Genomic DNA, 25389 nt, shown 5'->3' with positions numbered 1-25389 from the left:
ATGAGGGGACAAGGAGAATAACCATGCCCAATGCCCCATGCCCCATGCCCAATGCCCAATACCCAATGCCCAATACCCAATGCCCTATCTATTGTTCCCACTAAGCACTCAAAACTTCTCTAGCAACAACGCAATCAAGTTGAATTTGTGTTTTCAGGGCTTCAAGAGAAGGAAATTTTTGTTCGGGGCGCAAAAATTTAACTAGCTGCACAACCAGTTTTTTGCCATACAAATCACCTGACCAATTGAATAAATGTACTTCCGCAGATGAATAAGTACCATTTACAGTTGGACGATTACCGATATTCATGACGCCCAAGTTCTCACTAGGAGCGGTATCTGATGTTTCTTCGAGAGTGAAAACGCGGACAGCGTAGACTCCTTGGCGGGGCAAAAACTTTTCTTTTGGTAGTTGGAGGTTAGCAGTGGGAAAGCCAATTGTTCTGCCCAATTGTTGACCTTGAACGACATCACCAAGGAGAGTGTAGGGGCGTCCTAGTAATAGATTTGCGTTTTCGATGTCTCCCTGCTCAAGGGTTTGGCGGATCAATGAAGTGCTAATGCGGGCATCCTGAGTCGGAGTAGTACTGACGCAACTGGTTTGGATGGACGAATCACCTGTATAAGTTTGTAAGGGAACGATGGTAACGGGAATATTGTACTTGGCAGCGAGTAATTGCAAATCTTGAGCAGTACCACTGCGCTTTTCGCCAAAACAAAAATCCTGCCCGATGCTAATTTGCTGGCATCGCAGTTGTTGCACGAGAATTTTTTCGACAAATTCTTCGGGGGTCAACGCAGACAATTCTTTATCAAAAGGTAGTAGTACCAGTTGTTCTACCCCAAGCGATCGCAATTGTTGGACTTTTTCATCTAGTGGCGTTAACAAAGTCCGGGGTTGCCCCGTAAAGAACTCCTGTGGATGGGGGTCAAAGGTGACAACTGTTGAGTAGGTATATTCTTGATTTGTCAGTTGATTTTCCTTTGACTGCGGACTACTAGCTACTGACAAGTTACCACCATGCAAGACTGGTTGAATTACCCTTTGATGACCAAGATGAACACCATCAAACTTGCCAAGGGCAACAGCAGTCGGCGTTAGTAGCCCTTCGCTCGAAAAAGCAACCCGCACAGAACACCCATTTTTAGACAAATTTAGCACGTGGATTCTGAGATTTTAGGTTTATTTTAGCTCTCAGCAGGAAGCTACCCTATGGTAAACCGCCTTCAGGAGGACATTCACCAACTGCCCATGAGGTCTTGTGCTATCAGCCAGGGTGTTAATGCCACCCCTTTTAGCTATCAGCTAAAAGCCTAACCCAAGGGAAGTCGCCCAAGATGGTTTCTTGTGCTATCGGCTTGAGAGCTAATTGCTAAGTCTAGATAACCCCAAATACCAGAGCTAAAAAGGCTCTAGTTCCGTGTTGAGACTTCAACGAGGTTTTAGGGCGACCATCAGCCGCAATCTTAGGGCGTCTGTGGGTATCTGGGCTGTGTTGGTGAATCTATAAAGTTTGTCCTCCTGTTGTCGCCCCAATCCTGTGGTCGGCGCTCTGACAACTCTGGGCAGCGCTGTCTCACCGTACAGCCAACAGGTATGCTCTCGCGCTGAAAGCCTCTGATCACCAATCTAATCTAAAATCTCCAATTCCTCCGATCGCAATCTTTAGGTAGAAAACTTGCTAACAGGAAAAGATTCTGATAAGACAACTGAGGTCGGAACCTGAAGTACCAATCCTTCCCGTGCCATAATAGCACCAGGAAATTTTTCAGCGGCTTCTTTGCCTACACGATCCAAAAAGTCGTCATCGTGTGCCGGGTCGTGGTGGTAAATTACCAGAGTTTTGACGTTAGCGGCTTGTGCCACTTTTACCGCTTCTTGCCAGGTAGAATGTCCCCAGCCAATTTTCGGGGATTTTGGCGAGTGGTATTCCTCGTCTGTGTAGGTAGAATCGTAAACCAGAATGTCAGCATTACGAGCTAGCCACAACACATTGTCATCGAGTCGATCGGGAAAATGTTCGGTATCAGTGATGTAAGTAGCTGCACCACCACGCCAGTTGACGCGGTATCCTACAGCTTCACCTGGATGGTTTAAAGGTGCTGTTTCTATGGTAAGGTCATCGATGTGGATTGGTTGCCCCGGTCGAATATCGTAGAAATTTAAATTGGCTTGCATAATTTGCAAGGGTACGGGAAAGTTCGGGTGCAACATTTGATCGTTGAGGCGCTGTTCTATGGTAGAACCATCAGGTGCGATCGCGCCGTAGATATGAAAGTCATTCCCCTTTACAAATCCTGGCGTAAAGAAGGGAAAACCTTGCATGTGATCCCAGTGAGAGTGGGTAAAAAATATGTGAGCTTCTAACGGCATTTGGCGCAACAGAGATTGCCCCAAAACATGTAGTCCCGTGCCAGCATCGAAAACTAAGCGTTTATCGCCCGCTTGCATTGATATGCAAGGGGTATTACCGCCGTAACGAACAGTGTGTGGACCTGGGCTGGGGATGCTGCCGCGAACGCCCCAAAATTGTACGGTAAATTGATTCTCTATCCTAGACATGGGTGTTGCTTGCTGGACTGAGCGGGCGATAAATGAAAGAATTGTTACTTATTTTGTCTAAGTTTATGCTGTCTCACCGATTTTGCTAGAGGGGGGATTTCTTGGTAAAACAGCATATCCTGTTTCTGGCTGATTGTGTAAAAGTGAATGAGATACGTCAGTTATAATTTCCCAGGTGTTGGGGTGGATGTGTATCGGTTATTTCAAGAGTGCCCCTACGTTATAGCCTACATTTTTTCGTGATGCATTTGAATAACTACATTTTTGTCCTGATAAATCAAATGATTCCAGGAAAATTGAATTCCCACTCCGATAATTTCTCTAATCCAGTTGCGTAAGTAAGATTGTATTGTAACGGAGTAATACTGATGTAGTTTTTACGTACAACCTGCACGTCTGTCGGTACATTTTGAAGCAGATTTAATCCGCTTGGGGGTTCCACATCCTCAATTACCTCTCCGGTTAACCAGTAGTACGTTTTTCCACGAGGATCGACTCGTTTATTAAACACATCAATGTAACGCCGTATGCCTTGACGGGTGAGAGTAACTCCGGCAATTTTTTCCCATTTAACCGCAGGAATATTGACGTTGAGCAACATTAAATCTGGCAGCGGTTTTTGGGCTAACTGGTCTACGAGAACTGTGGCAAACTTAGCAGCAGCTTGAAAGTCTTTAGATGTGTGACTCATAAGACTCAGCGCTACACTGGGAATGCCTTCAATTAAACCTTCCATTGCCGCAGAAACAGTGCCAGAATACAGAATTTCAGTTCCCAAATTCGCACCTTGATTAATACCAGAGAGAACCAAATCTGGGGGAGTTTCCAATAAAGCCCACAGCGCCAATTTGACGCAATCTGAAGGCGTACCATCACAAGCCCAAGCTTTGACAGCAGGATGAAAAATATCTTCAACAATTTCGGCACGAATCGGTTGGTGTAAAGTTAAGCCGTGTCCAGTTGCCGATCGCTCTCGGTCTGGGCAAACTACACTCACATCATGACCAGCCTCTGCCAAATAGTTGGCTAGGGTACGAATCCCCAAGGCAGAAATGCCATCATCGTTGCTAATTAGTAATTTCATAGTCATTAGTCATTGGTCATTAGTTATTAGTTATTTGTTATTAGCCATTTGTCAATGTCTGAGGTCACAAGCAGCAAAAAAACATTTATACTCACTAGACAGTGTGGCGGAATTTTGCTTACCTTTAAGACAAGTTGCTCAATCCCCAAGTCTGGTGAAGTAAGATGTTAGCTGGATTTACGCACCCGCTGTACTAGCCCAATCATCTCTAACTGATAAACAGAGGTTTGGTTTCAACCCTCACCTTTAGCTGATGTTAATGGTATGACTGTAAGTTTATTTATCGACCAGTTCACAGCTTTTGACTATAGACTAATGACTAATGACCAATGACTAATAACTAATGACTAGCAATTTAGAAGCTCAACTTTTAGCACTGCGGCAAGAAGGAGAAAAAGCGATCGCAGCCGCCGACACCTTAGAACGTCTGGAGGAACTCAGAGTTAACTATCTGGGTAAGAAAGGGGAACTGGGGGCACTGTTGCGAAGTATGGGGCAGATGAGCGCAGAGGAACGGCCAAAAATTGGAGCGATCGCCAATACAGTCAAAGAATCCTTGCAAACTAGTCTAGACCAGCAACGTGCTGCCTTAGAAGCCGCGCAAATTCAAGCTTTGCTAGAGGCGGAAACTCTGGATGTAACTATGCCAGGAATTTACAGCCCCCAAGGTCGCATTCATCCCCTCAACGGCATTATTGACCGGGCACTGGATATCTTTGTCGGTATGGGCTACACGGTGGCTGAAGGGCCAGAGATGGAAACAGATTACTATAATTTCGAGGCTCTTAATACCCCGCCTGACCACCCCGCCCGTGATATGCAGGATACCTTCTACCTGCCAGATGGGAATCTTTTACGGACTCATACATCTTCGGTGCAAATTCGTTACATGGAAAGAGAAGAACCACCGATTCGGGTTGTGGCTCCAGGGCGAGTTTATCGGCGAGATAATGTAGACGCGACTCACTCAGCAGTTTTCCATCAAATAGAACTTTTAGCCATTGATGAGGGATTAACTTTTACAGACCTCAAAGGCACAATTAAAGTATTTTTACAAGCAATATTTGGCGATTTACCAATTCGTTTCCGCGCCAGTTATTTCCCGTTTACTGAACCTTCTGCTGAAGTGGATTTGCAGTGGAATGGGCGCTGGCTGGAGGTGATGGGCTGCGGTATGGTCGATCCAAATGTACTTAAGTCTGTGGGTTACGACCCAGAAGTTTATACAGGGTTTGCTGCCGGTTTTGGTGTAGAACGCTTTGCAATGGTGTTACATCAAATCGATGATATTCGTCGTTTGTATGCTAGCGATTTGCGGTTTTTGCAGCAATTTTAGGGAAGCGATCGCTTTAAATAATCAGGCATTTAGTAAATTGGCAAAAGTCAATTTGATGAAAATATAACCACAGATAAATACCCATGAATTATCTGTGGTTTTAAATAATAGATCAGGATTGATGAATTTGGTAAACTATTAGTACGTAACTTCTGTTGACCTGATATGACTGCAATCATTGGCAAAGGTCTAACGCTTGAGGAATATTTTAAGTATGACGATGGCACGGATAGCCAATATGAACTGGTGGCAGGTGAGTTAGTTGCAATGCCACCTGAAAGCCCAAAAAATGTCCAGATATCTCTCTTTCTGCTGGTAAATTTCCTCAAGTTCGTCCCAGTTAATCGCTTAAGTAACAAAGTTGAAATTGTTGTTGCTGGTTCTCGTGCGACAACTCGCATTCCTGACTTAGTTGTGCTGACGGATGAACTTGCAACCGCCTTAGAAGGTGCAACGCGATCCACAATCACTCTAGATATGCCACCTCCGGCTTTAGTTGTCGAGGTTGTTTCTCCTGGCAAAGCTAACGAAGATCGGGACTATCGCTACAAACGTTCCGAGTATGCCGCAAGGGGAATTGCTGAATATTGGATTGTTGATCCACAAATAAATGTAGTTACCGTACTGATATTAGTTGACGGGTTTTATGAAGAAACCAGATTTACAGGAAACAGTGCGATCGCTTCTACTATTTTCCCAGAGTTACAGCTAATCGGAGAGCTAGTACTCAAAGCTGGAGAAAGCAATGCGGGTAATGCCATTTCTTAGTTTAAATTTCAAAGGCAAACAGACGAAGTGATTTGAGAAGTGCAATCATCGCGCAATAAAATTGTGCGATGATGGGTAAACAGATTTCTAAACGTACACGAGTTAGAAAAATGAGAAAATTAAAGAACTTTTGCCGGTTTTAAATTAATTATTTTTTATTAGATATGTATTTCTGTATAGATTGCTAATGGGTCGATGACTGTTTGAACTTCTCCTGCCATTTGAGTCCATAACTCTGCCATATTTAGAGTTCCTGCCAATCCAGGGAATGTAGTTTGTTCTATTCTTCGTTTTGGTACAAATCCAACAATAGTTGTTTCTACATCTCCCGGCATTACATATGTTGAACGTAGTTGATCCTTGGTCATACATAAATTTTCAACATTAAGAGAGCTAATTAAAATTGAATTTCCTATTTTTGTGTGTAAAGTAATTTCTCCAAGGGAGAATAATTTTACTGCTTGTAATATTAGTTTAGTTGCATCTGCTTGTAATGCTTCTTCTGGTGGAGAATTATTAGCTATAAGATTTCCAAATTCATCAAAAACTTTTAGCAATGAATTCCAATCAAAAAATTTTGATGTTCCTGTAATTTTGATTAAAGATGCGTACTGCTTTAATTGATTCTCATGGCGAATTTCTTTTAAAATACCTTTTTTAATCAGTTGCTTTTCAAATATTAAATAAGTGTTATGATAATCAATTTTATCCTGTGAAAAGCTTTCTGATGATTCGTCCATTATTGTTTTGGCACCTTCTTTATATCCTTCTTTTTTAGTTATCTTATCATTCCCTCTCCCTGATACCCCGCCCATAAGATTCTTTGGCCCTACACTCAACTCTATGTCTCTTCCTTCTTCTTCTGTCTTTTCTGTATATCTCTCTCCATGTACATCAGCAGTTTTATTTGCTAAATTTTCTGTTAATCTTCTTACTTGAATTAACCCATCTTCTAATTGAGAAAAATATGAATTTAGACGGTTTCTGTCTAAGTAAATAAAGTGTTTTAAACTAGTAGCGCTTCCATTGTTTTCTAATTTCATCTCTTCTTGCTTTACGTTTAATCTCTGCTTGTAAGGTTCGTTCTTCTTCTTCACTCTCATTCTTTTTAATTATTGTATTAAATTCTTCTGAGGCTTGCTCTGATTTTTTTTTTGATGTTTCTTTTAATGCATTAGTAATTTTTTGACTCAGTTCTGCCGCAGACTGAATCTTTTTATCTAATTCACTGGGTTCGGAGGACATCATTATTCGCCCCACTACTTGCGGACTATTCTAATTTATTTTACCCATTTTTAGCCAAGATTTTGATTTATTCTTGTTTAAGATAGTTGTAGCAAAACCGTGACTGAACTCTATAAGCTTAATCCGCGTTGCTTAAACTATGTTGAAATGAATAGCTCTTTCATTGGAATTAAACTAAAAAGAATACTATCCCAAAAATATTGCTAATAAAGGCTTTCAATCTTACATTAGTGTAAGATTTTCCCGTTTCGGCACAGTGACACCATTTGCGTCTAGGTTTACTGGATTAAAAATATTAAGGTGGTCGGTGAATGACACTAACCACCATGCGTGAGACTTTATTTAACTATTCCTGAATGACCGGGGATATCTGCCAAAGGTTCAAATCTTCCACCTAAGTATTTGGCGAGAAACTCTTCTGCGATCGCATTCCTCGAACAAGCGATTTTTTAGTCTGGTAAACCAGCCTGCTGCTGACCAAAACTATTGGTAAACTGGAGGCAACGCCAGTTGTGCTAAGTGATTTATTCTATGTTCGCTGAAACCTCCTCACGCTACGTTACCCGTAATCCTGAAATTTTGAGTGGAGAGCCAATTATTATAGGTACTCGGACATCTGTTCGTGCCATCGTCGGTTTGTGGCGGTTGGGGATTATGCCAGAAGAAATCCCGAACCATTTGCCACATTTGACACTGGCACAAGTGTTCGATGCCTTGAGTTTTTATCTCGATCATCAGGCAGAGATTAATGAATACATTGAACGAAACCGAGTACCCGATGAATTAATACATCCGTCTGTAAAAGCTATATTGGGGACATTGTGACGGTTTTTGCTGCACTTTACAGTGATGAGGATATGTCAGCATTGGTTGCTAGACTGTTGCGATCGCGCGGTCTGGATATCACAACTGTTCCTGAACAAGGATCTCTCGGCAAAACTGACCGTGAGCAACTGGAATTTGCAACTTCTGTAGGCAGATGTATTCTGACACATAACCGTGTCGATTTTGAGCGGTTGCATCTTCAGTATATGGAGCAGGATAGAGAACATTTTGGGATTATCGTTGTGCCTCAGAAAAATGCTTATGAAGTGGCGCAACGGATTGGTATTCTGGTAAGCACACTAACGGCTGATGAAATTAGGAATCAGTTGTTGTATGCATGAATCGTTCCGAATTAAAAATATTAAGGTGGTCAGTGAATTACACTAACCACCATGCGTGAAACTTTATTTAACTATTCCTGAATGACCGGGGATATCTGCCAAAGGTTCAAATCTACCAGCTAAGTATTTGGCGAGAAACTCTTCAGCGATCGCAAAAAAGTGCAAGCGATTTTCTGGTCTGGCAAAACCATGTCCTTCATCACTGTAAAGTACATATTGCACTGGTAAACCAGCTTGTTGCATTGCGTTGACAATTTGATCGCTTTCTGATTGTTTCACCCGTGGATCGTTTGCACCTTGACCGATAAGTAAAGGTTTTTGAATTCGGTCAGCGAAAAATAAAGGCGATCGCGATTTGAGAAACTCCTCTTCTGTCTCCAAGTTGCCAATGCGATGATAAATCATTGCTTTGATCGGTTCCCAATAGGGCGGTATAGTTTCTATCAGGGTAATCAGGTTACTTGGCCCGACAATATCCACGCCAGCAGCAAAGATTTCGGGTGTAAAAGTCAACCCTGCTAGGGTGGCGTAACCTCCATAAGAACCGCCCATAATCGCAATCTTTTGCGGATCAGAAATACCTTTTTCTACCAGCCAGTTCACGCTGTCAATCAAGTCATCGTGCATTGTGCCACCCCATTCCCGATTTCCAGCATTCAAAAATGCTTTACCATAGCCTGTGGAACCGCGAAAGTTCACTTGCAACACGGCATAACCTCGGTTAGCCAGCCATTGCGTTGTGGGAGAGAAACCCCAAGTATCCCGCGCCCAAGGGCCGCCATGAACCAGCAGGACTGTTGGGAGATTCTGCGTAGGTATTCCCACAGGAGTTGTCAGGTAACTATGGATAGTTAAGCCATCCCGCGCTTCGTAGGAAATCGGTTGCATTGAAGCTAACTGCAACGTTTCTAGTTTGGGTTGGTTGCTAAAAAGGAAAGCGCTAGTTTTGGACTCTCGGTTGTAGGCATAGTAATAAACTGGGCCATTGTCAGTTCTATAAGCTAAAGCCCAAGTTTTATCTTCCAAGTCGCGGCTAATTATAGAGAATTCTCCAGGACGCACCTTGGCGATTTCGTCAAAATCTGCGGCGATACTGCGATCGATTACCTGCCATTCTTGTTTATCTTTGTAGAAAGAAACTGCTTGAATAACTCGCGTCAGTGGATGAATAATTATCCCCACGACATCATACTGCTCATCTTCAGCAATGACAGTTTCTTGACGGGTTTCTAGGTCAACAGCTAGCAGACGTTTGGCGTTAGCATCATGATTCCCTTGAATATAAAGGGTTTTGCCATCATCTGAGAAACTTACAGAATTTCCTTCCTCCTCTGCCCCCCAGTGGCGGAGAATTTCCCACTGTTTATCTGGTTTCTGCAACAATAAATCGTAACCACCATCGGGTGTACTAGCTGTTGCTGCACGTATTTGTAACTGGGCGTTAGATGTCCAACTGATAATGTTACCGGGGTTATCAGTGTCGAACTCAACCGCACCATTTTTGAGGTTGATGCGGTAAACGTCAAACTTTTGGGGATTGTTCAAGTTCAACGCTACCAGCGCTTCATCTGGAAATTTAGGTTCTAGTTCCACAAGTTCGGCCTTCACACCCTGGAATGGCGTTAAGTCACGCACAATCTTGGAGTGAATATTAACCAAGTGGAGGTGAAAGTTCTCATCGCCATCCGAGTCTTGCATATAAATCAACTGGTCGGCGTTATAAGTCCAGAAGAAAATGCGGATACCACGCTTTTTGTCAGCAGTTAGTATCTTGTCGTCTTCTTGTCCTATAGTTCGCAACCATACCTGCAAGACATTTTTCTCATCAGGGGCGATATATGCCAAGTACTTGCCATCAGGGGAGAGTTGTGGACTAGTTTTTTCGGGATTCCCAAACAGAATTTCGCGCGGAATCAACGGTGGTAGGGAGGGCGCTTGAGCAGATGACATATTTTTATCCTCTACTTGACTACCCTATTGTCACTTGGAGGTGAAAATGACAATTCATCCTATTGGATGAACCTAGTACCGCAAGGCGGAAGTCAAAAGTCAAAAGTCACGCATAATTATATTCCAAGCTCTTGCGCCATTTAAAATGGTATGTTTATTTACGCCTGTACTAGCTAGAGAATATCTAGGGGAGCAGGGGAAAGAAAAAAGTTTTAACTTACTCCTTGTCCCGCGATAAGATTATTTATCTTTTCTTTTGTGTCTTTCTCTAACAAAACGCTGCGCGATCGGAGTTATTAAAAAAATTTGGGTATTGTAGCGGGAATACCTGACGGCGAACAAACAGCAAGGGAGTAATACTCGTAAATGAGTCTTTGATACTCGGCGACGAGTCTTTGATACTCGTGAATGAGTCTTTGATACTCGCCAACGAGTCTTTTATACTCGGCGATGAGTCTTTGATACTCGTGAATGAGTCTTTTATATTCGGCGATGAGTCTTTGATACTCATTGACGGCAATTGTCACAATGTCCACAACGCAAGTTAGCTGCTTCTTTATCAAAACCAAAGGCGTTTAACAAAAACTGCCAACGACACTGCTTAGTTGTTAGGTATTGCTGCATTTGTTTAGCAGCGTGTAATTGCGTTGGTTGCTGATTTCCCGCTTTTTGCCCAATGGTGTAATGAAAAGGGTCAAGCCAGTTTAATTGACCGTTGCTGTGGAGTAAAGCTAGTGCCGTCGCACCTTCAGGAAATTGTCGCGTCACTGCATTCACTTCTCCCTGTTTTGGTAATTTTTTCACAAGTTGCTGCGCTATTTGTTGTTGCGATCGCATTTGTTGTTGAAAAAACTCCTGTCTTTGCTTATCCCCTGAATCTAACCACCCCGTAGGTTCACTCACCAATGTCAATGCTTGGGCCGGTTTCCCATCCCTTCCAGCGCGGCCTATTTCTTGCACATATTCAGATAACAAATGTGGCGCGTGAAAATGGGCAATCCAGCGAACATCTGATTTATTAATCCCCATGCCAAACGCACAGGTACAAACCACAAATGGTATTTTACCACTTAACCAGCTTGCTTCTACTTCACGGCGTTCGGTTGCACCTAATCCCGCATGATAACTAGCTGTAGCAAAACCCATCTCTGCTAACCATTGGGCTAAATCTTCGCTATCTCTCCGAGTGCGAACATAAACTAATCCCGATTGTTGCAGTCTATTTTGAATAAACTTTAATAATTGTTGTTTCCTACCTCGTGGTGTCCAAGCAATGCGAACGCTGGGATGCAAATTCGGACGGTAGGGATTCAAGCGGAAAATCTCTGGTTGCTGTAATTGTAAAACTGTTTGAATAATTTTTTGGGCTGAGGGGTCAGCAGTAGCAGTAAAAGCGGCGATGCTAATTTTTGTTCCTGGTGGTTTTGATTTTAGCAATGCCGGACGCACCGCCCCTAATCTGCGATAAGCTGGGCGAAAAGTATCACCCCACTGTACTAAACAATGAGCTTCATCTAAAATCAAACCATTAATTTGCAATTGTGGGTGACATAATCTTTCCCAAACTGGCGCACTGAGCAAAGTTTCGGGTGATAAATAAAGTAATCTTAGCTGTTGACCTTCTAAAGCTTGCAGAGTTGCACGGCGTTGAGATGAAGGTAATTCACTATGCAAAAGTGCTGCTTTTTGGTGGCTTTCTCGTAGTTCCTGTACTTGATTTTCCATTAGCGCCACCAAGGGCGAAACTACCAAGGTTAATCCTGTTTGTAGCAGTGCAGGAAGTTGAAAACAAATCGACTTCCCACCACCTGTGGGCATAATAATCAGCGCATCTTTTTGTGCCAATAAACTGCTAACAATTTCTCCTTGTGGTGGACGAAAATCTTCATAACCCCAGATTTGTTGAAAAGCAGTGCGAACTTCATGCCAAGATTTTGTTGTAGGCTGATTCATAATCAATGGTAAATACATCCATATCATTGAATGCTGAATATAGCCTCTGTTACCAGCTAATGGTTCAGTAATTTCATCATTTGACACTACAAACCACTGACCCCAAGAATGAATTATAATTTTTCAACCTATTAAATAAAAGATGTAGCGAGATGAATGAAGAATTAAAAAATCGATTTTACATCAACACCGATAAATCTAAATTAGATATTCAAATGGTTCATGATTTTTTACAAACTTCTTATTGGGCTGAAAACATCCCATTAGCCACTGTAGAAAAGTCAATAAACAATTCTTTATGTTTTGGACTTTATGAAGATAATCAACAAGTTGGCTTTGCGAGAGTCATCACTGATTATGCAACTTCAGCGTTGTTAAAAGATGTTTTTATTCTGGAGCCTTATCGAGGACAGGGTTTAGGAAAATGGTTTGTAGAATACATTTTAGAATATCCAGAATTGCAAGACGTTCAAAGGTGGTTGTTAGGCACAAAAGATGCTCATGGACTTTATCGCCGTTATGGATTTAAAAATTTGACAGAACCGGAAAAAATTATGATGCGTTTAAATGCCAATGCTAATCAAGCTTGAGCAAAGCGGGGGTAAATCAGTGCGTAGGCGTAGCCCGTCGTAGACATCGCTAACCCGGATTGACAGTTAGATTACAATCTAGGTATAGTTTCTCTGACTGGAGTTGTTCATCGGGTGATTCAATCCGATTCAATGACAAAGCATACCAGACAAGTATTACTTAGTGCGCTTAAGGTGGTTGTCTTATGCCTGACACTGTTCCTACTATGCACGAGCAATAGTTGGGCGCAAATCACTACTGACAGCAAAATTGCTCCCCTGATTCAGAAGCTAATAGATAACGATGCCCACATCAGTAGCATTGCCGCAGATGCATTAGTTAATATCGGTTCGCCAGCAGTGCCGTCTCTGATTGAAGCTTTGAAAAATCAGGATATTAATCTTCGCTGGCACGCCGCTTCGGTTTTAGGAGATTTGGGTGCAGAAGCAGCACCAGCAGTCCCAGCCTTAAGTGCGGCATTGCAGGATGAAGATGGACAAGTCCGCTTGTACGCCACCTTAGCTTTAGGAAATATTGGTACAGCAGCCAAAGCAGCAGTTCCATCGTTGATGGCAGCATTACAAGACAAGGAGCAATTCGTTCGCATTTATGTTCCTTCTGCACTCAGAAAAATTGGCGTAGAAGCGAAAGTCGCTGTCCCAGTATTAACTGCTGCCTTAAAAGATCATAACCCCACTGTACGTTACAATTCAGCCTACGCTCTGGGTGCAATGGGTACAGAAGCAGTATCTTCTGTCCCTAATTTAATTGCCCTGTTGAATGATAGCCAGTTTTACGTGCGTTTAGGTGCGATCAAAGGTTTAGGAGGAATAGCAGCAGGCTTTCAGGACAAAGCAAATGCTTTACCTACCTCCAAGTTGCAGAAAGTCATCTCAGACTTTGAGCAGGTGTTGACAACTATACAAAAATACAAAGATAAATTCACAGAGACGGACATTAGGCTGATACGTCGCCCTCTCAATGCCCTGAAAGCAGAAAAAGAAACTCGCCTTTTCGATAGAGTTCTGGAATCGCTATTTAAGCATAAATTACTTTTGGGAATTGCCGCCTACGTTATTTTATTGCCTTCTATTTGGTTAATTCTCTTGCGGATAGCCCCTTTATGGTTGTTGAAAATTAATAACGCCCTCAAACCTTACACAGACTTTTCCCTCCCATTTATCAGCGTTAATGTACCTCTGCGATATGTGCTATTTGTTGGGTGGTTTCATTACCATCCCAGAGTATTAGATGCGTGGGTAGCTAAATATATCAAAGCAGCCCGCGAACAATTTCCCAAAAAGGATACAGTTAGCAGTCGTGCCTGTTACATTCCCATTCCCGTTGTTCTGGATGGTACAACAGTTCCCCAACTGATGAATGAGAATTTGCACTCAACTTTCGAGAAACAGCGTAGCTGTCTAGTAATTGGTGGGGAAGGGGGTGTAGGTAAAACCAGTTTAGCGTGTCGAATAGCTGGGTGGGCAATGGCTGAGACTGAAGACCAACGACTCTGCAAACATTTGATGTTACCAGTGCTGTTAGAAGAAGAATTTCGGGTAACTGAAGGTAAGTCGCCGCTTTTAGAAGCCATCAGAGGACAGTTGCAAGCTTTAATTGATGAGCCAGAGCCAATTTGTCAAGAATTACTGTTACGTTTGTTAAGAAAGAAACGCATTCTAGTAATTGTAGATCGGTTCTCAGAAATGAATGCGACTACACGAGAAGCAATTGAGCCGGAGTCGCCAGAGTTTCCGGTGAATGCATTGGTGATTACTTCCCGAATTGAGGAAAAGCTGGGGCGGGTTAATAAGACAATAATTAAACCTTTGCGGATTGAGGCTAATAAACTATCGTCCTTTATGGAAGCTTATCTCATGCAGCGAGGTAAACGCGATCGCTTTACCGATCAAGAATTTTTTGACGCTTGTAACCGTCTTTCTCTCATGGTTGGTCAAAATAATATCACTGTCTTGCTGGCTAAACTTTATGCTGAACAGTTAATGGCCAGTAAAGACGTTACATCTAATATTTCTGCGTTACCAGAAAATATTCCTAATTTGATGCTGGGTTATATCAATGAACTCAATCGTGATGTTACAGACGAACAATTTGATGACCGCACTGTTCATCAAATTGCCAAAATCATCGCCTGGGAATGCTTGCAGCAAAGTTATCAACCAGGAACCGCCAAGCGTGCAGATGCTATTGTTGCATTAGCAGCTTTGGGTATTGACGACCCCGAAGCACACCTCAATTATCTGGAAAAGCGTTTGCACTTGATTCAAACTATCGGTTCTGCCAAAGACAGAATCCGTTTTTGTCTCGATCCTTTAGCTGAGTATCTTGCAGGTTGGTATTTAATAGAATTATATGGCAATAATGATGGCAAATGGCGATCGCATTTTTTCAAAAAGGCAGATGATTTAGTCAAAACAGGCAGACAAGATGCCATTAAAGGCTTGTTGTTGGCGGTGCGAGATTGCTACTTATCTGAGGTTCAAGGTAGCAAAGAAACCGACTTTGTACCCCAGAAGTTGGGTAAACTGGCTGGGTTTACACCTCCAGTTACACTAGTTAGTACTGTGCAAACAGTAATACCATGATTAATTGCCAGCTTGTGGTTCTGCCTGTAATTGCTGCAACAGTGGTTTGATTTTCAGTTGGTGGTTGACCCCGACCCCTGGCGATCGCTCATTGACAGTCTAGACAATTTCTCTGATGATTTTATGACTAATTGCGATCAGTCACTCATGGACACCAGAGAGAGTTTGTAAATTAGATACCTCGCATTCCTACGCTGTTGTTAGAGAACTGGGTTGAGTAGCTGTAAATAGTGATCGCACTTTGCCTAAAACTATAAATACTGCATCCCTCCGTCTTTGCATCTTCCTGTTCCCGTATATCCACGTCTCTTTATCGCCACCATCGTGCCACATCTTGAATAGCACGAGCAATTTCTGTCCTTGCTGCTTGGCCACCTAATACAAAAATAGCCGGAAACAATGCCTTTATACCTTGGAGCAATTGAAGGCGAGTACTAAGAGACAATTGATGAAGTATATCTTGCCAAAGGGGAAAAAGTTCAGCAGATGGCATCTGTGATAAACCAAAAGCTAAAGCTCTGAGCGCAGAGACAAAATAATTTTCATTTTGAATTGCCTTTGCCGCTGCTAGCGCTTCTGGCAACAACGCTGGCAGTTTGTCAGTTAAAATACAAAGAGCATCAGCACGATCCTCCTTATCTTGAATTGCTCTTGCTGCCGTCAGTGCTTCTGGCAAGAGTTTCGGGAGCATATCACTTAAAGCTATAAGAGCATTAACGCGAGAATACCCATCCTCAATCGCTCTTGCTGCGGCAAGAGCTTTTGATTTTGACAACAAGTGTGGCGGCTGTTTGTCGTCTAAGGCACAAAGGTTAACAGTATGATCTTCATCATTCATCAAGCTTGCGGCCACCTGGGCTTTTGATAATAACTCTGGCGGTTTGTCGGCTAAGACTGTTAGTAGAGCAGAAGTGCAATACTCTTCATCCTGAATCGCTCTTGCCGCTGCCAGCGCTTCTAGCAATACTTCTGGCAATTTATTAGCTAAGGCACTTAAAGTATTAGCACGATAACTCTCATACTGAATTGTCTTTGCTGCCGTTAGTGCTACTGGCAATAACTGTAACGGCAGTTTGTCGGCTAAAGCACAAAGGGCATCAGCACGATCCTCCTCATCCTGAATTGCTTTTGCCGCCGTTAATGCTTCTGTTAACAACTCTGGCTGTTTGTCAACTAAACCTATCAATGCATAAGCGTGATAATACTCATCCTGAATTGCTCTTGCTGCCATTAGTGCTTCTGGTAACAACTCTGGCAGTTGATCAATTAAAGCTCTCAAAGCCTCAGTGCGATAATACTCATTTTGAATTGTCTTTGCTACTGTTAGCACTTCTGGTAATAACTCTGGTAGTTTATTAGACAGGGCACAAAGAGCAGAGGCACGATACTCCTCATTCTGAATTGCCCTTACTGCGGTTAGTGCTTCTGGCAACAACTCTGCCGGTAGTTTTTTAGCTAAGGCTTTCAGAGCATCAGTGCGATATTCCTCAATTTGAATCGAGCTTGCTACGGTTAGTGCTTCTGGCAACAACTCTGGCAATTTTTCGGCTAAGACAGTTAAGGCAGAGGCACGATACTCCTTAATTTGAATCGCCCTTGCTGCGGTTAGTGCTTCTGGCAACAACTCTGGCAATTTTTCAACTAAGACTGCTAAGGCAAAGGCATGAAAAGACTCATCTTGAATTGTCCTTGCTGTCGCCAGGGCTTTTTGTAGCGCTATTTCTTTATAATCTGGTGGCAAATAGTCAACTAGTTTTGTAAGTAAATACACCTTCTGCTCTTGATACGGGTTTTGCAAGGCGTAACTTAGTCCTTGTTCAGGAGTCCAAATATTGTTTTTGACCAATGCAACTAGCAGTTCATTTGGTAAGTTTGCTGCCAAACTATTTAGGGATGCAGTGATCAAAGCATAGCGACACTGCAAACTCACAACTTGGGGTAGGGGTGATTCAGTCCAATTCGCTTCTATTAGTTCCCAAGCACGAGAAATATCTGTTATGTAACCTTCAGTTTGCCCTAATTTTTCTCGCACTTCATACCAGCCATTGTTTCCTGCCTGCGATTCTTCCCGTAATAACTGGTGAATCTCTTCTACCTGTCCAGCCTTTTCTAAATGCCAAACTAAATTTTGATGAATATAACTATCATTAGGTAGGGTATGCCAAAGGTTTTTTTCAGTCTTTTTCCGATACCGTTCTAGCAGTTGGCTGTGAGCGTCGAGTAAATTCAAACCCATTCCTGTAGGTGGAGATTTAATTAATAGGCTACGAGCTACATCATGCAATAAGTCATGTAGCCTGTAGCCTTTCCACTCAGCACCCCCGATAAATATAGGTGAATCAGACTGAAGTAAGGCATCATTCCAAAGTAGCTCTAAACGCTCATCAGCTTCATCCTGGGATTCCATATCCCATAATGTAACTGCCATTGGTGCGGCGATTGTGACATCCTCTGGTAAAACTCCCAACCAAATAAAATTTTTCCAAGCTTGTTCGTCATAGTCCCGCAAAGCTTTCAGGCTTAAATTAAAGGTTGCTTCTAAAGAGTTTTCTTGACGCGCCCCGTATAAAACTTTTAAGTTTGCAACCTCTTGTTTCAAAGTCGTTTCCAGCTTCACCCATGTAATTCCCCATTTAACTCTTGCTGCTACCAAATTCAGTGCGATGGGTAGGTATCCCACAGTCTGGGATACTCTCAAAGCCTCTTGTTTCTCTACTCCTTCTATTTCTCGTTCTAAAGATTTAGAAAGTAATTCCAGAGATTCTGCCGGCGTCATCAAATTCAATTGTTGCAAATAAGCACCCACGGCATCAGCCACGTCAGCCCGCCGCGAAGTGATTAATAGCTGGGATTGGGAACTTGCTATCAAAAAGGGTTTAACTTTATCTGGCTTCCAAGCATCATCAACTACCAGTAAAACTGCCTTATCATGTAGTAAACTTCGTAAATGGGCTGAGGTTGCTTCTATATTAATGGCACGAAATTCATTGTCTCCCAAGGCTTGCACCCAGCTACTCAGCCACGCCAGAATATCTGGTTCCTGTCCCAAGGTTGCCCAAAGTACACCACCAGAGAAACGTTTTTGGATATCTTCATCATGGGCAAGGGCAGTAACTAAAGTTGTCTTGCCAATGCCACCTAAACCGTGAATTGCACTGATGAGCAAAGCACCAGCATTAGATGTATTTGCCAGTAGACGAGCTTTGATTTCTATAGTAACTTGTGGGCGGTCTACAAAATTGGCAGGTAAACTCTGTACTTGAAAAGGTCTGTCAATTGGGCGACGATAATTAATAGTGAGGCTGCCTTCTACCCGACCTACATTAATATTGTTGTTGCCTTTGACGTTTTGAAGAACATTTTCATTGCCTGAAATTGTTTGTTCAACCTGAGACTGAATAGGAGGTTCTAAACTCGTTACAGAAGCTTCATCATTTTCTATGTTACCTAAAACTGGTTGTTCAACCTGAGACTGAATATGCCTATCTAAACGGGTTTGAGCAACTTCATCTCTAAGTAATAGATGTCGCCTACGTTTTAATCTCCGACGATTCCCTCTCAAAAAGCTAGCTAACTTAGATAAAAAAAGTATTATCTGCTTCCATAACCTTCTCAGGCTTCTTTTCTGCACAGTTTTAACTTCCTATTATTCTAGTTTTCTGACTAATTGATAGTTGCATCACCTCCCACTCTACCAATCGCCTTATTACCATCACCCGCAATGTTTTGCACTACGTTGTCATCGCCAGATATTGTTTGATTAAAAGTATTAACAACCTGAGAAATTGCTTCAGAATCTTCTTGCATTAAACGGGCAATTTCAGCATATAAATTTTTATCTTCATCCAGAAATTTCTTGAGTTGCTTCTGGAGTGTTTCTTTGGCATCTGCATCATTAGGAGAATTAGCCAACTCCTCTGCTGCACCTTTCGCCATTGGCTTTTCCTCCACCTTGGGTTGCAGCTGACTCCACAAAGCTTTGGCTTTTTCCCAGGCATTAGCGCCAAACCCTTCACCAAATTTCTTACCAGCTTCTTCAGTTGCTTTTTCTCCGACTTTGAGTAAGTAGGGTAAAAAAGGAGTCAAGAAAGTAGTTAAAGTTACTATATCCATTTACTTACTCTAATTCTGTATTAATACTTAATAATAAGGGGTGAAATACATAGTAATCACTTAATGTAATAATTTTTTATAGCGATCTCTACGGCGGCAAGCTACGCACAGCTTGTGATAAATGCGGGTACAGCGTATTTCAGGTAAATTAAGTACACGAGTAGGGGCACAACATGTTGTGCCCCTATGATTATCTGTACCTCACGCCTGTTGCAATCTGCTGTATATTTATCTGTGGTTAACTATTTTTTTCTGTAGCTTACCCATGCGAGAACTAGGCAGATTTCTGATTTTCATCTGATGTCTGCCGTGCATTACTTTTCAATCGACTCAACCTGCTTTTGCGTATACGTTCGCTGTCACGAACGCCACCTGCTACTTCATATTCGCTGCTGTCTGTGCCATACTTGAAACCAACTCCCTTCAGCATCTTATCTGAAAGTTTACTTAGCTTTTTTTCCATTTCATCGATTTTAGTTTTAGTAGAGTCAACCACAGCTAAAGCGTTGTTATAAGTATCAAGCATAGTGCGAAACTCCTCAATTGATTGAGTCAGATTTTCCAAATCGCAACTATTACCAAAATCCATGTTTGAATCAACTGCTTTGAATCCAGACGTTCTCAATTCAGCTTTTTCTAGAATCCGCGATGTCCGCTTTGTACGAGGCATGGATGTACTCCTTGAAGATATTTCTAGAACTAGCTTGCCTCAATTAAGCTGTATTCTGTATCAGAAAAACTCGCAAGTCATTATATTTTTTCTAATAATATTTGTAGGCAATTCCAGTGGTTTTGCTGAAGTCAAGAACTAGATGCTGATTTTTATAGAGATAATATATTTGAACTTCATACAAGCTTCAGTTTATTCACGATCGCTTTCATGTTAATGACTAATATTGTAATGTTGGTGACTAATGTCGTAATGTTTGATGACTAATGTCGTAATATTACTCACTAATATCGTAATGTTGGTGACTAATATTGTAATGTTGGTGACTAATATCGTAATGTTTGATGACTAATGTCGTAATATTACTCACTAATGTCGTAATGTTGGTGACTAATGTCGTAATGTTTTGGCAGTTGCTTGAGTAAGGTTGACAGTAATAATCATTTGCTTTGGTAATTAATTCCTAATATTCTTTAGGATAACACTGGATAGGTGGGCGATCGCTGCGATCGTGAGTTAGGCGAATCAGATTGCTGCAACGCGCCGTCAACAATTCAAGGTGCGTTATACCGTTTCACTTTAATTATGATACAAATACGTTGGTAGGGGCACAACATGTTGTGCCCCTACGCGAAATCTATATGTATCAGGGTTTTAGTGAAATGGTATTAGCTTACGGCGTAACGCACACTAGAGCATCGATTCAGTAATCAAAAACCTAACCCCCCAGCCCCCTTCCCTATAAGGGAAGGGGGAGCCAAACTCCCCTCTCCGCCTCGGAGAGGGGTTGGGGGAGAGGTTCTTTCAGGATTACTGAATTGGTGTTCTATATCTACTGATTTTAGGAATGAAAGGGACAACCGCCACTCGTTAATTTCTGAAGAAAGACATTATTATCAAAATAATGCTCTAAAGACTCAATCTTCAAATCATCAGTGACACGAGCAATACTAACTCCGACGATTTCTATTGTTTCACCTGTAGGTATATAGTCCTTATAGGAACCATTAAATGTTCCCCAATGTCGCCACTTAAAGGTAACATTAGGCGGCCCCGAAAGTACTTCTGTTAATTCCCAAAGGAAGCCATTAGGAAAGGCTTTATGAAAAACTTGAAATGAAGATTCAAAGGTTTCTGTTTCAGAGTTATATTGCTCAGTTTTACCCAAAAACAGGTTATATGTACCCTCAACTGCAACATCTTCAGCAGTGAATTGTTGTCCGCCATTGGTACTCATCTTAAACTTATCAGTAACAATCGAAAGCCACTGTTGAGGATTAGATTTATTAGAAGCTTCCATCTCAAAAGTGCGGACTAAGTTTTGAGCGATCGCTTCTAAAGAACCTTCAGGATGCTGAAATTTACTCTCTTGATGAAGAAATTCATTGGTGTATGAATAATCCGGGCGTTTTCCTTCTCGCCACTGTACTTCTTCATCATGAGCAATGACTATATCTCTATCTTGTACCCAGAGTGGCAATTCTGTTGTTTTTTCGCTACTCATACAAGCTGACTGATTATAAACATCGTTTCTCAGAATAAAGTTTTATGCATATAAGTAAATAGAAAAATCTAAAAAAGTAAAAAATATTCATAATGAACTCAATAGACCTCTTGCATAAATCAAAAATAAATAACCCTACCCCGCATTTGAGTAAAGCAAACGCTCCCCTCCCCTTACCAAGGGGAGGGGTTGGGGGTGGGGTGTTAGGGACTTTTGCAAGAGGTTTAATAAACTTGACTTGTTGTACAAATCCGAATATGAGCAAACACCGATGCTTCTTGAGCTAGAAACTTATCCTATCAAATTTAGGTTATTCATCCGCTAGTTACACAGAATTCAGAAATAAATTCTGTTTTGTTAAATCAAATCTAATTGCATTGCATTACCTTCAAAGAAACCGAGGCTGGAGTAAACTGGTTTACCCAATGGCGAGGCGTTAAGAACTACTCGCGTGCAGCCGATCGCTTTTAAATATTCAATTGCTCTATTAGTTAGAGATTTAGCAATGCCTTGTCTGCGGTAAGATTGTTCAACGTAAACACCCCAAATATATCCAAATTTGCGGTATTCATCTTTAAAAACATTCGGGTATAAACCTGCAAACAGTTGACAATTTACAGAACCCACAACTGTATTATCAATCTCTGCAATAAAAGCCTTATAAAACAAATCTCGACGCACCTATTTTATAAATTGGAGGGTAATATTCTGCCACTCCAGAAGAATATTACTCTCATCAACACCAATATCTAGTCACATTTGATAAAAGTGTTTTGCAATCAGTGAATCTTCTTTGCTGGAGGCTTCTCTAATAGTGATATGTTTTTCTGTCAGCATAATTTCTAACGATTTTTTGGAACTCACAAATAACTCCTCCCCAAAGTTGGAGAGGAGTTTGTTAGCATCAGCTAAAAACTGACAGTTTGACAGATCCGATTTCAGACTTTCTGTGCGGTTACTTCCTCTGGCTTTTCTTGAGTTTGCAAAGATGCATACAACCTATTCAACGCATTTACATAAGCTTGCGCAGATGCCACGATGATATCTGTGTTCGCTGCATGACCAGAAAATACTTTAGATTCATAACGTAAACGAATCGTCACTTCTCCAATGGCATCAATACCGGCTGTTACTGACTGCACAGAAAACTCAATCAACTGATTGGGTACATTCACCACACGGTTGATAGCTTTGTAAACTGCATCCACTGGCCCAGTACCGATCGCAGCATCAGTTAATTCTTCACCGTCTGGGGTACGCAGGGTAACTGTTGCGGTAGGACGGGCGTTGCTACCACAGGAAACTTGCACCAACTCTACCCGGAACAAATCAGGTGCTTGTTGGATTTCATCGTTAACGATCGCTTCCAAATCCCAATCAGAAATTTCTTTCTTTTTATCTGCTACTTCTTTGAATCTAACGAAGGCTTTATTTAACTCAGTATCTGACAGTTCAAAGCCCAATTCTTTCAACCGAGTACGGAAAGCATTTCTACCGGAATGTTTGCCCAAAACTATTTGATTGTCTGTCAAGCCAATCAATTGGGCATCCATAATTTCGTAAGTTAGCCTGTTTTTTAACACACCATCTTGGTGAATTCCAGACTCATGGGCAAAGGCATTCGCCCCAACAATCGCTTTATTTGCTTGTACTAACATTCCCGTCAAATTAGAAACTAAGCGTGAGGTTTTGTAAATTTGTCGGGTGTCGATATTTGTCAGGGATTCTTGAGAATTTTCTGGTCTGCCGAGATAAGGGTTAAAATATTGCCGCCGCACATGCAACGCCATTACCAATTCTTCTAGTGATGCATTGCCGGCACGTTCGCCAATGCCATTGATTGTACATTCTAGTTGCCGTGCACCATTTTTCACGGCTTCTAAAAAGTTAGCAACTGCCAAGCCTAAATCATTGTGGCCGTGAACGGAAATAATCGCTTGGTCGATGTTGGGGACATTTTCGATAATGCCTTTAATTATGGCTCCAAATTCGCTAGGGGTTGTGTAACCTACAGTATCGGGAATATTAACTGTTGTTGCACCAGCTGCGATCGCTCGCTCTAACACTTGGTACAGAAATTCTGGATCGGTACGGGCCGCATCCATCGGCGAAAATTCGACATCTGTCATGAAGGACTTGGCATAAGCTACCATTTCTTCGGCGATCGCTAGCACTTCTGCCCGTGACTTTCGCAATTGATACTCTAAATGAATATCAGAAGTCGAAATGAATGTGTGAATTCTGGCATTAACTGCTGGTTTTAATGCTTCGGCAGCCGCTTCAATATCTGCTTTAATGGCTCTTGCCAAACTACAAACTACCGGGCCATTTTCTGTCCCGACAATTTGAGCAATCTTCTTGACTGCTTCAAAATCTCCAGGACTAGCAAAGGCAAAGCCTGCCTCAATTACATCTACACCTAGACGCGCTAATTGTTTGGCAATAACTAGCTTTTCGTCTATATTCAAAGTCGCTCCCGGACACTGCTCTCCATCTCGCAATGTTGTATCAAAAATGATGATTCGATCTGTTTTGTTTGTCATTTGTCCTTTCTTGTTTAGTGTTTAGTGTTTACTTGTGGCTTAATATATCTTCAACCCTAGTTTTTCTTTTACTCTTATTTTTGTAAATAATTGTTAAAGCTACTAACCTTCAGTTTTCTCTATTTGATCTCTGATATCATTTAAATCTATATATCTATCAGTAGCATTGCGTAGTTCTCTAGCAATCATTCCTTCTGTTGATACTACCGTAATATGTGTATTTTTTGAGCGTAATAGTTCGATTGCTCTTTCAAAATCTCCATCACCACTGAATAATACTACTCGGTCATACTGGTCTACTGTATTAAACATATCTACAACAATTTCAATATCTAAATTCGCTTTTTGCGAGTAACGACCTGACGTATCATCATAATATTCTTTCAGAATTTTAGTTCGTACTGTATATCCTAGACTAATCAGAGCGTCTCTGAAACCTCGCTGGTCTTGTGGATCTTTTAAGCCGGTGTACCAGAAGGCATTAATTAATGTTGTTTCTGATTGCTCATGTTTGAAGTATTCTAAGACTCGCCGCGGGTCAAAAAACCAGCCATTTTTTTGTTGAGCATAGAACATATTGTTTCCATCTACAAAAATAGACAGACGATTCATTGGAGAACCCATACAAATTTACACCTAATAATATATATGAATTTAGATGGAACAATAGATTATAGCAATTTTCAAATGCCTTGTTTGCTAATATCTATAACGTAGTTCTTTATCTATAGCTTTTATCCTACCTCTTTCAAGACATAAAAACGCCTGCAATATTGAAGTTGAGATCCTGGGTGTTAACCTGATTCACCTCCAGCACTACAAGGGCCACCCGACGATCAAAATCTACTCATAAAATTGACCCAGTAACAGCATTCATCGCTGCATAACCCTAAAGTTTACTCCTAAAGAGGTATAACATAGGCTTAAGGTAAGATATAAATTAATGCCTATCTTTCGGGAAAGCTGTCAGTATCAGGACACGCTTTCTGGAGATTACCAACATTGCACCAAAGACAGAAGACAGCTTTGGGACTGCTTCTGGTATTGCATCCAGTTAGTAATGTACTTGTTGGTTAGGTTAGGGCAAAATCTTGCCACAACCAAATGCACTGGTAGAGTATATCTGGCTCCGATCTATGAGACAATCACTACTTGTAACTCATTCAACAGAAAAATAATAAATTAAGTAGTGGTTGAGTAAGAATTCCTTGGGGGCTGGCTCTGCCAATAAAAGTTTGTTGATAAATAGAAGATACTTTACAAATGTATAAGATTATCATTTAAGTCTTATTTCGATGTGCTTACACTAAAACGTGGT

General features: G+C 41.6%; 21 protein-coding genes. 6 read left to right on the top strand and 15 right to left on the bottom strand.

Features of this window, described 5'->3' with window-relative positions; all coding sequences use genetic code 11:
- Positions 1-100: 100 nt before the first annotated feature.
- The 3 genes from HWQ40_RS09400 to surE all read right to left on the bottom strand — a co-directional run bounded on the left by HWQ40_RS09400 (position 101) and on the right by surE (position 3647).
- Positions 101-1162 (bottom strand): bifunctional riboflavin kinase/FAD synthetase, encoded by a 1062-nt coding sequence (locus tag HWQ40_RS09400; protein WP_292776933.1) that lies wholly within the window; start codon positions 1160-1162, stop codon positions 101-103.
- Between the two features lie 504 nt (positions 1163-1666).
- Positions 1667-2563: an MBL fold metallo-hydrolase gene (locus HWQ40_RS09395; protein ID WP_292776931.1), complete on the bottom strand. Its 897-nt coding sequence runs from the start codon at positions 2561-2563 to the stop codon at positions 1667-1669.
- A gap of 277 nt (positions 2564-2840) precedes the next feature.
- Complete coding sequence (gene surE / locus HWQ40_RS09390; protein ID WP_292776929.1) at positions 2841-3647, bottom strand: 5'/3'-nucleotidase SurE; 807 nt, start codon at positions 3645-3647, stop codon at positions 2841-2843.
- Positions 3648-3990: 343 nt separating this feature from the next.
- Here surE and pheS point away from each other — a divergent pair, with 343 nt between their 5' ends.
- Together pheS and HWQ40_RS09380 are read left to right on the top strand one after the other, a co-directional pair.
- Complete coding sequence (gene pheS / locus HWQ40_RS09385) at positions 3991-4983, top strand: phenylalanine--tRNA ligase subunit alpha (protein WP_292776927.1); 993 nt, start codon at positions 3991-3993, stop codon at positions 4981-4983.
- Between the two features lie 165 nt (positions 4984-5148).
- Positions 5149-5751 (top strand): Uma2 family endonuclease, encoded by a 603-nt coding sequence (locus HWQ40_RS09380; RefSeq protein WP_292776925.1) that lies wholly within the window; start codon positions 5149-5151, stop codon positions 5749-5751.
- A 158-nt stretch (positions 5752-5909) separates the two neighbouring features.
- On the opposite strand, the gene HWQ40_RS09375 is transcribed toward HWQ40_RS09380, so the two are convergent.
- Entirely contained in the window at positions 5910-6794 is an 885-nt protein-coding gene (locus HWQ40_RS09375) for a hypothetical protein (protein ID WP_292776923.1), read from the bottom strand.
- Positions 6763-6999, bottom strand: a complete 237-nt coding sequence (locus HWQ40_RS09370) for a hypothetical protein (RefSeq protein WP_292776920.1) — start codon at positions 6997-6999, stop codon at positions 6763-6765. Before HWQ40_RS09370 ends, HWQ40_RS09375 begins: the two co-directional genes overlap by 32 nt.
- Positions 7000-7527: 528 nt before the next feature.
- Between HWQ40_RS09370 and HWQ40_RS09365 the strand changes: the two genes are divergently transcribed.
- Positions 7528-7821 (top strand): DUF433 domain-containing protein, encoded by a 294-nt coding sequence (locus HWQ40_RS09365; RefSeq protein ID WP_292776917.1) that lies wholly within the window; start codon positions 7528-7530, stop codon positions 7819-7821.
- Positions 7818-8162, top strand: coding sequence for a DUF5615 family PIN-like protein (locus HWQ40_RS09360; protein ID WP_292776915.1), 345 nt, complete (start codon positions 7818-7820; stop codon positions 8160-8162). Before HWQ40_RS09365 ends, HWQ40_RS09360 begins: the two co-directional genes overlap by 4 nt.
- Before the next feature lie 63 nt (positions 8163-8225).
- Here HWQ40_RS09360 and HWQ40_RS09355 read toward each other — a convergent pair whose 3' ends face one another.
- The 3 genes from HWQ40_RS09355 to HWQ40_RS09345 form a co-directional block, all read right to left on the bottom strand.
- Positions 8226-10112, bottom strand: a complete 1887-nt coding sequence (locus tag HWQ40_RS09355; protein WP_292776913.1) for a S9 family peptidase — start codon at positions 10110-10112, stop codon at positions 8226-8228.
- A 296-nt stretch (positions 10113-10408) separates the two neighbouring features.
- Positions 10409-10639, bottom strand: coding sequence for a hypothetical protein (locus HWQ40_RS09350; protein ID WP_292776911.1), 231 nt, complete (start codon positions 10637-10639; stop codon positions 10409-10411).
- Positions 10620-12065, bottom strand: coding sequence for an ATP-dependent DNA helicase RecQ (locus tag HWQ40_RS09345; RefSeq protein ID WP_292776978.1), 1446 nt, complete (start codon positions 12063-12065; stop codon positions 10620-10622). Before HWQ40_RS09345 ends, HWQ40_RS09350 begins: the two co-directional genes overlap by 20 nt.
- 152 nt (positions 12066-12217) lie before the next feature.
- Here HWQ40_RS09345 and HWQ40_RS09340 point away from each other — a divergent pair, with 152 nt between their 5' ends.
- Both HWQ40_RS09340 and HWQ40_RS09335 read left to right on the top strand, forming a co-directional pair.
- A complete protein-coding gene (locus HWQ40_RS09340; RefSeq protein WP_292776908.1) occupies positions 12218-12655 on the top strand; it encodes a GNAT family N-acetyltransferase in 438 nt (145 codons plus the stop codon).
- A 132-nt stretch (positions 12656-12787) separates the two neighbouring features.
- Entirely contained in the window at positions 12788-15241 is a 2454-nt protein-coding gene (locus HWQ40_RS09335; protein ID WP_292776906.1) for a HEAT repeat domain-containing protein, read from the top strand.
- A gap of 310 nt (positions 15242-15551) precedes the next feature.
- On the opposite strand, the gene HWQ40_RS09330 is transcribed toward HWQ40_RS09335, so the two are convergent.
- The 7 genes from HWQ40_RS09330 to HWQ40_RS09300 form a co-directional block, all read right to left on the bottom strand.
- Entirely contained in the window at positions 15552-18872 is a 3321-nt protein-coding gene (locus tag HWQ40_RS09330) for an NB-ARC domain-containing protein (protein WP_292776903.1), read from the bottom strand.
- 32 nt (positions 18873-18904) lie between these two features.
- Positions 18905-19354, bottom strand: a complete 450-nt coding sequence (locus tag HWQ40_RS09325) for a hypothetical protein (protein WP_292776901.1) — start codon at positions 19352-19354, stop codon at positions 18905-18907.
- Positions 19355-19628: 274 nt separating this feature from the next.
- A complete protein-coding gene (locus HWQ40_RS09320) occupies positions 19629-20024 on the bottom strand; it encodes a hypothetical protein (RefSeq protein ID WP_292776897.1) in 396 nt (131 codons plus the stop codon).
- Positions 20025-20865: 841 nt separating this feature from the next.
- The gene (locus HWQ40_RS09315) at positions 20866-21528 is read right to left on the bottom strand and encodes a SnoaL-like polyketide cyclase (protein ID WP_292776895.1); all 663 of its coding nucleotides are present in this window, start codon (positions 21526-21528) and stop codon (positions 20866-20868) included.
- 357 nt (positions 21529-21885) lie between these two features.
- Positions 21886-22209 (bottom strand): GNAT family N-acetyltransferase, encoded by a 324-nt coding sequence (locus HWQ40_RS09310; protein ID WP_366933940.1) that lies wholly within the window; start codon positions 22207-22209, stop codon positions 21886-21888.
- A gap of 257 nt (positions 22210-22466) precedes the next feature.
- Positions 22467-24071, bottom strand: a complete 1605-nt coding sequence (locus HWQ40_RS09305; protein ID WP_292776892.1) for a 2-isopropylmalate synthase — start codon at positions 24069-24071, stop codon at positions 22467-22469.
- 102 nt (positions 24072-24173) lie between these two features.
- Entirely contained in the window at positions 24174-24695 is a 522-nt protein-coding gene (locus HWQ40_RS09300) for an NYN domain-containing protein (RefSeq protein WP_041565194.1), read from the bottom strand.
- Between the last annotated feature and the right edge of the window lie 694 nt (positions 24696-25389).

The sequence above is a fragment of the Nostoc sp. NMS9 genome, from assembly GCF_017114995.1.
Taxonomy (GTDB): Bacteria; Cyanobacteriota; Cyanobacteriia; order Cyanobacteriales; family Nostocaceae; genus Nostoc.
This window is presented reverse-complemented; position numbering and strand designations above follow the sequence as displayed.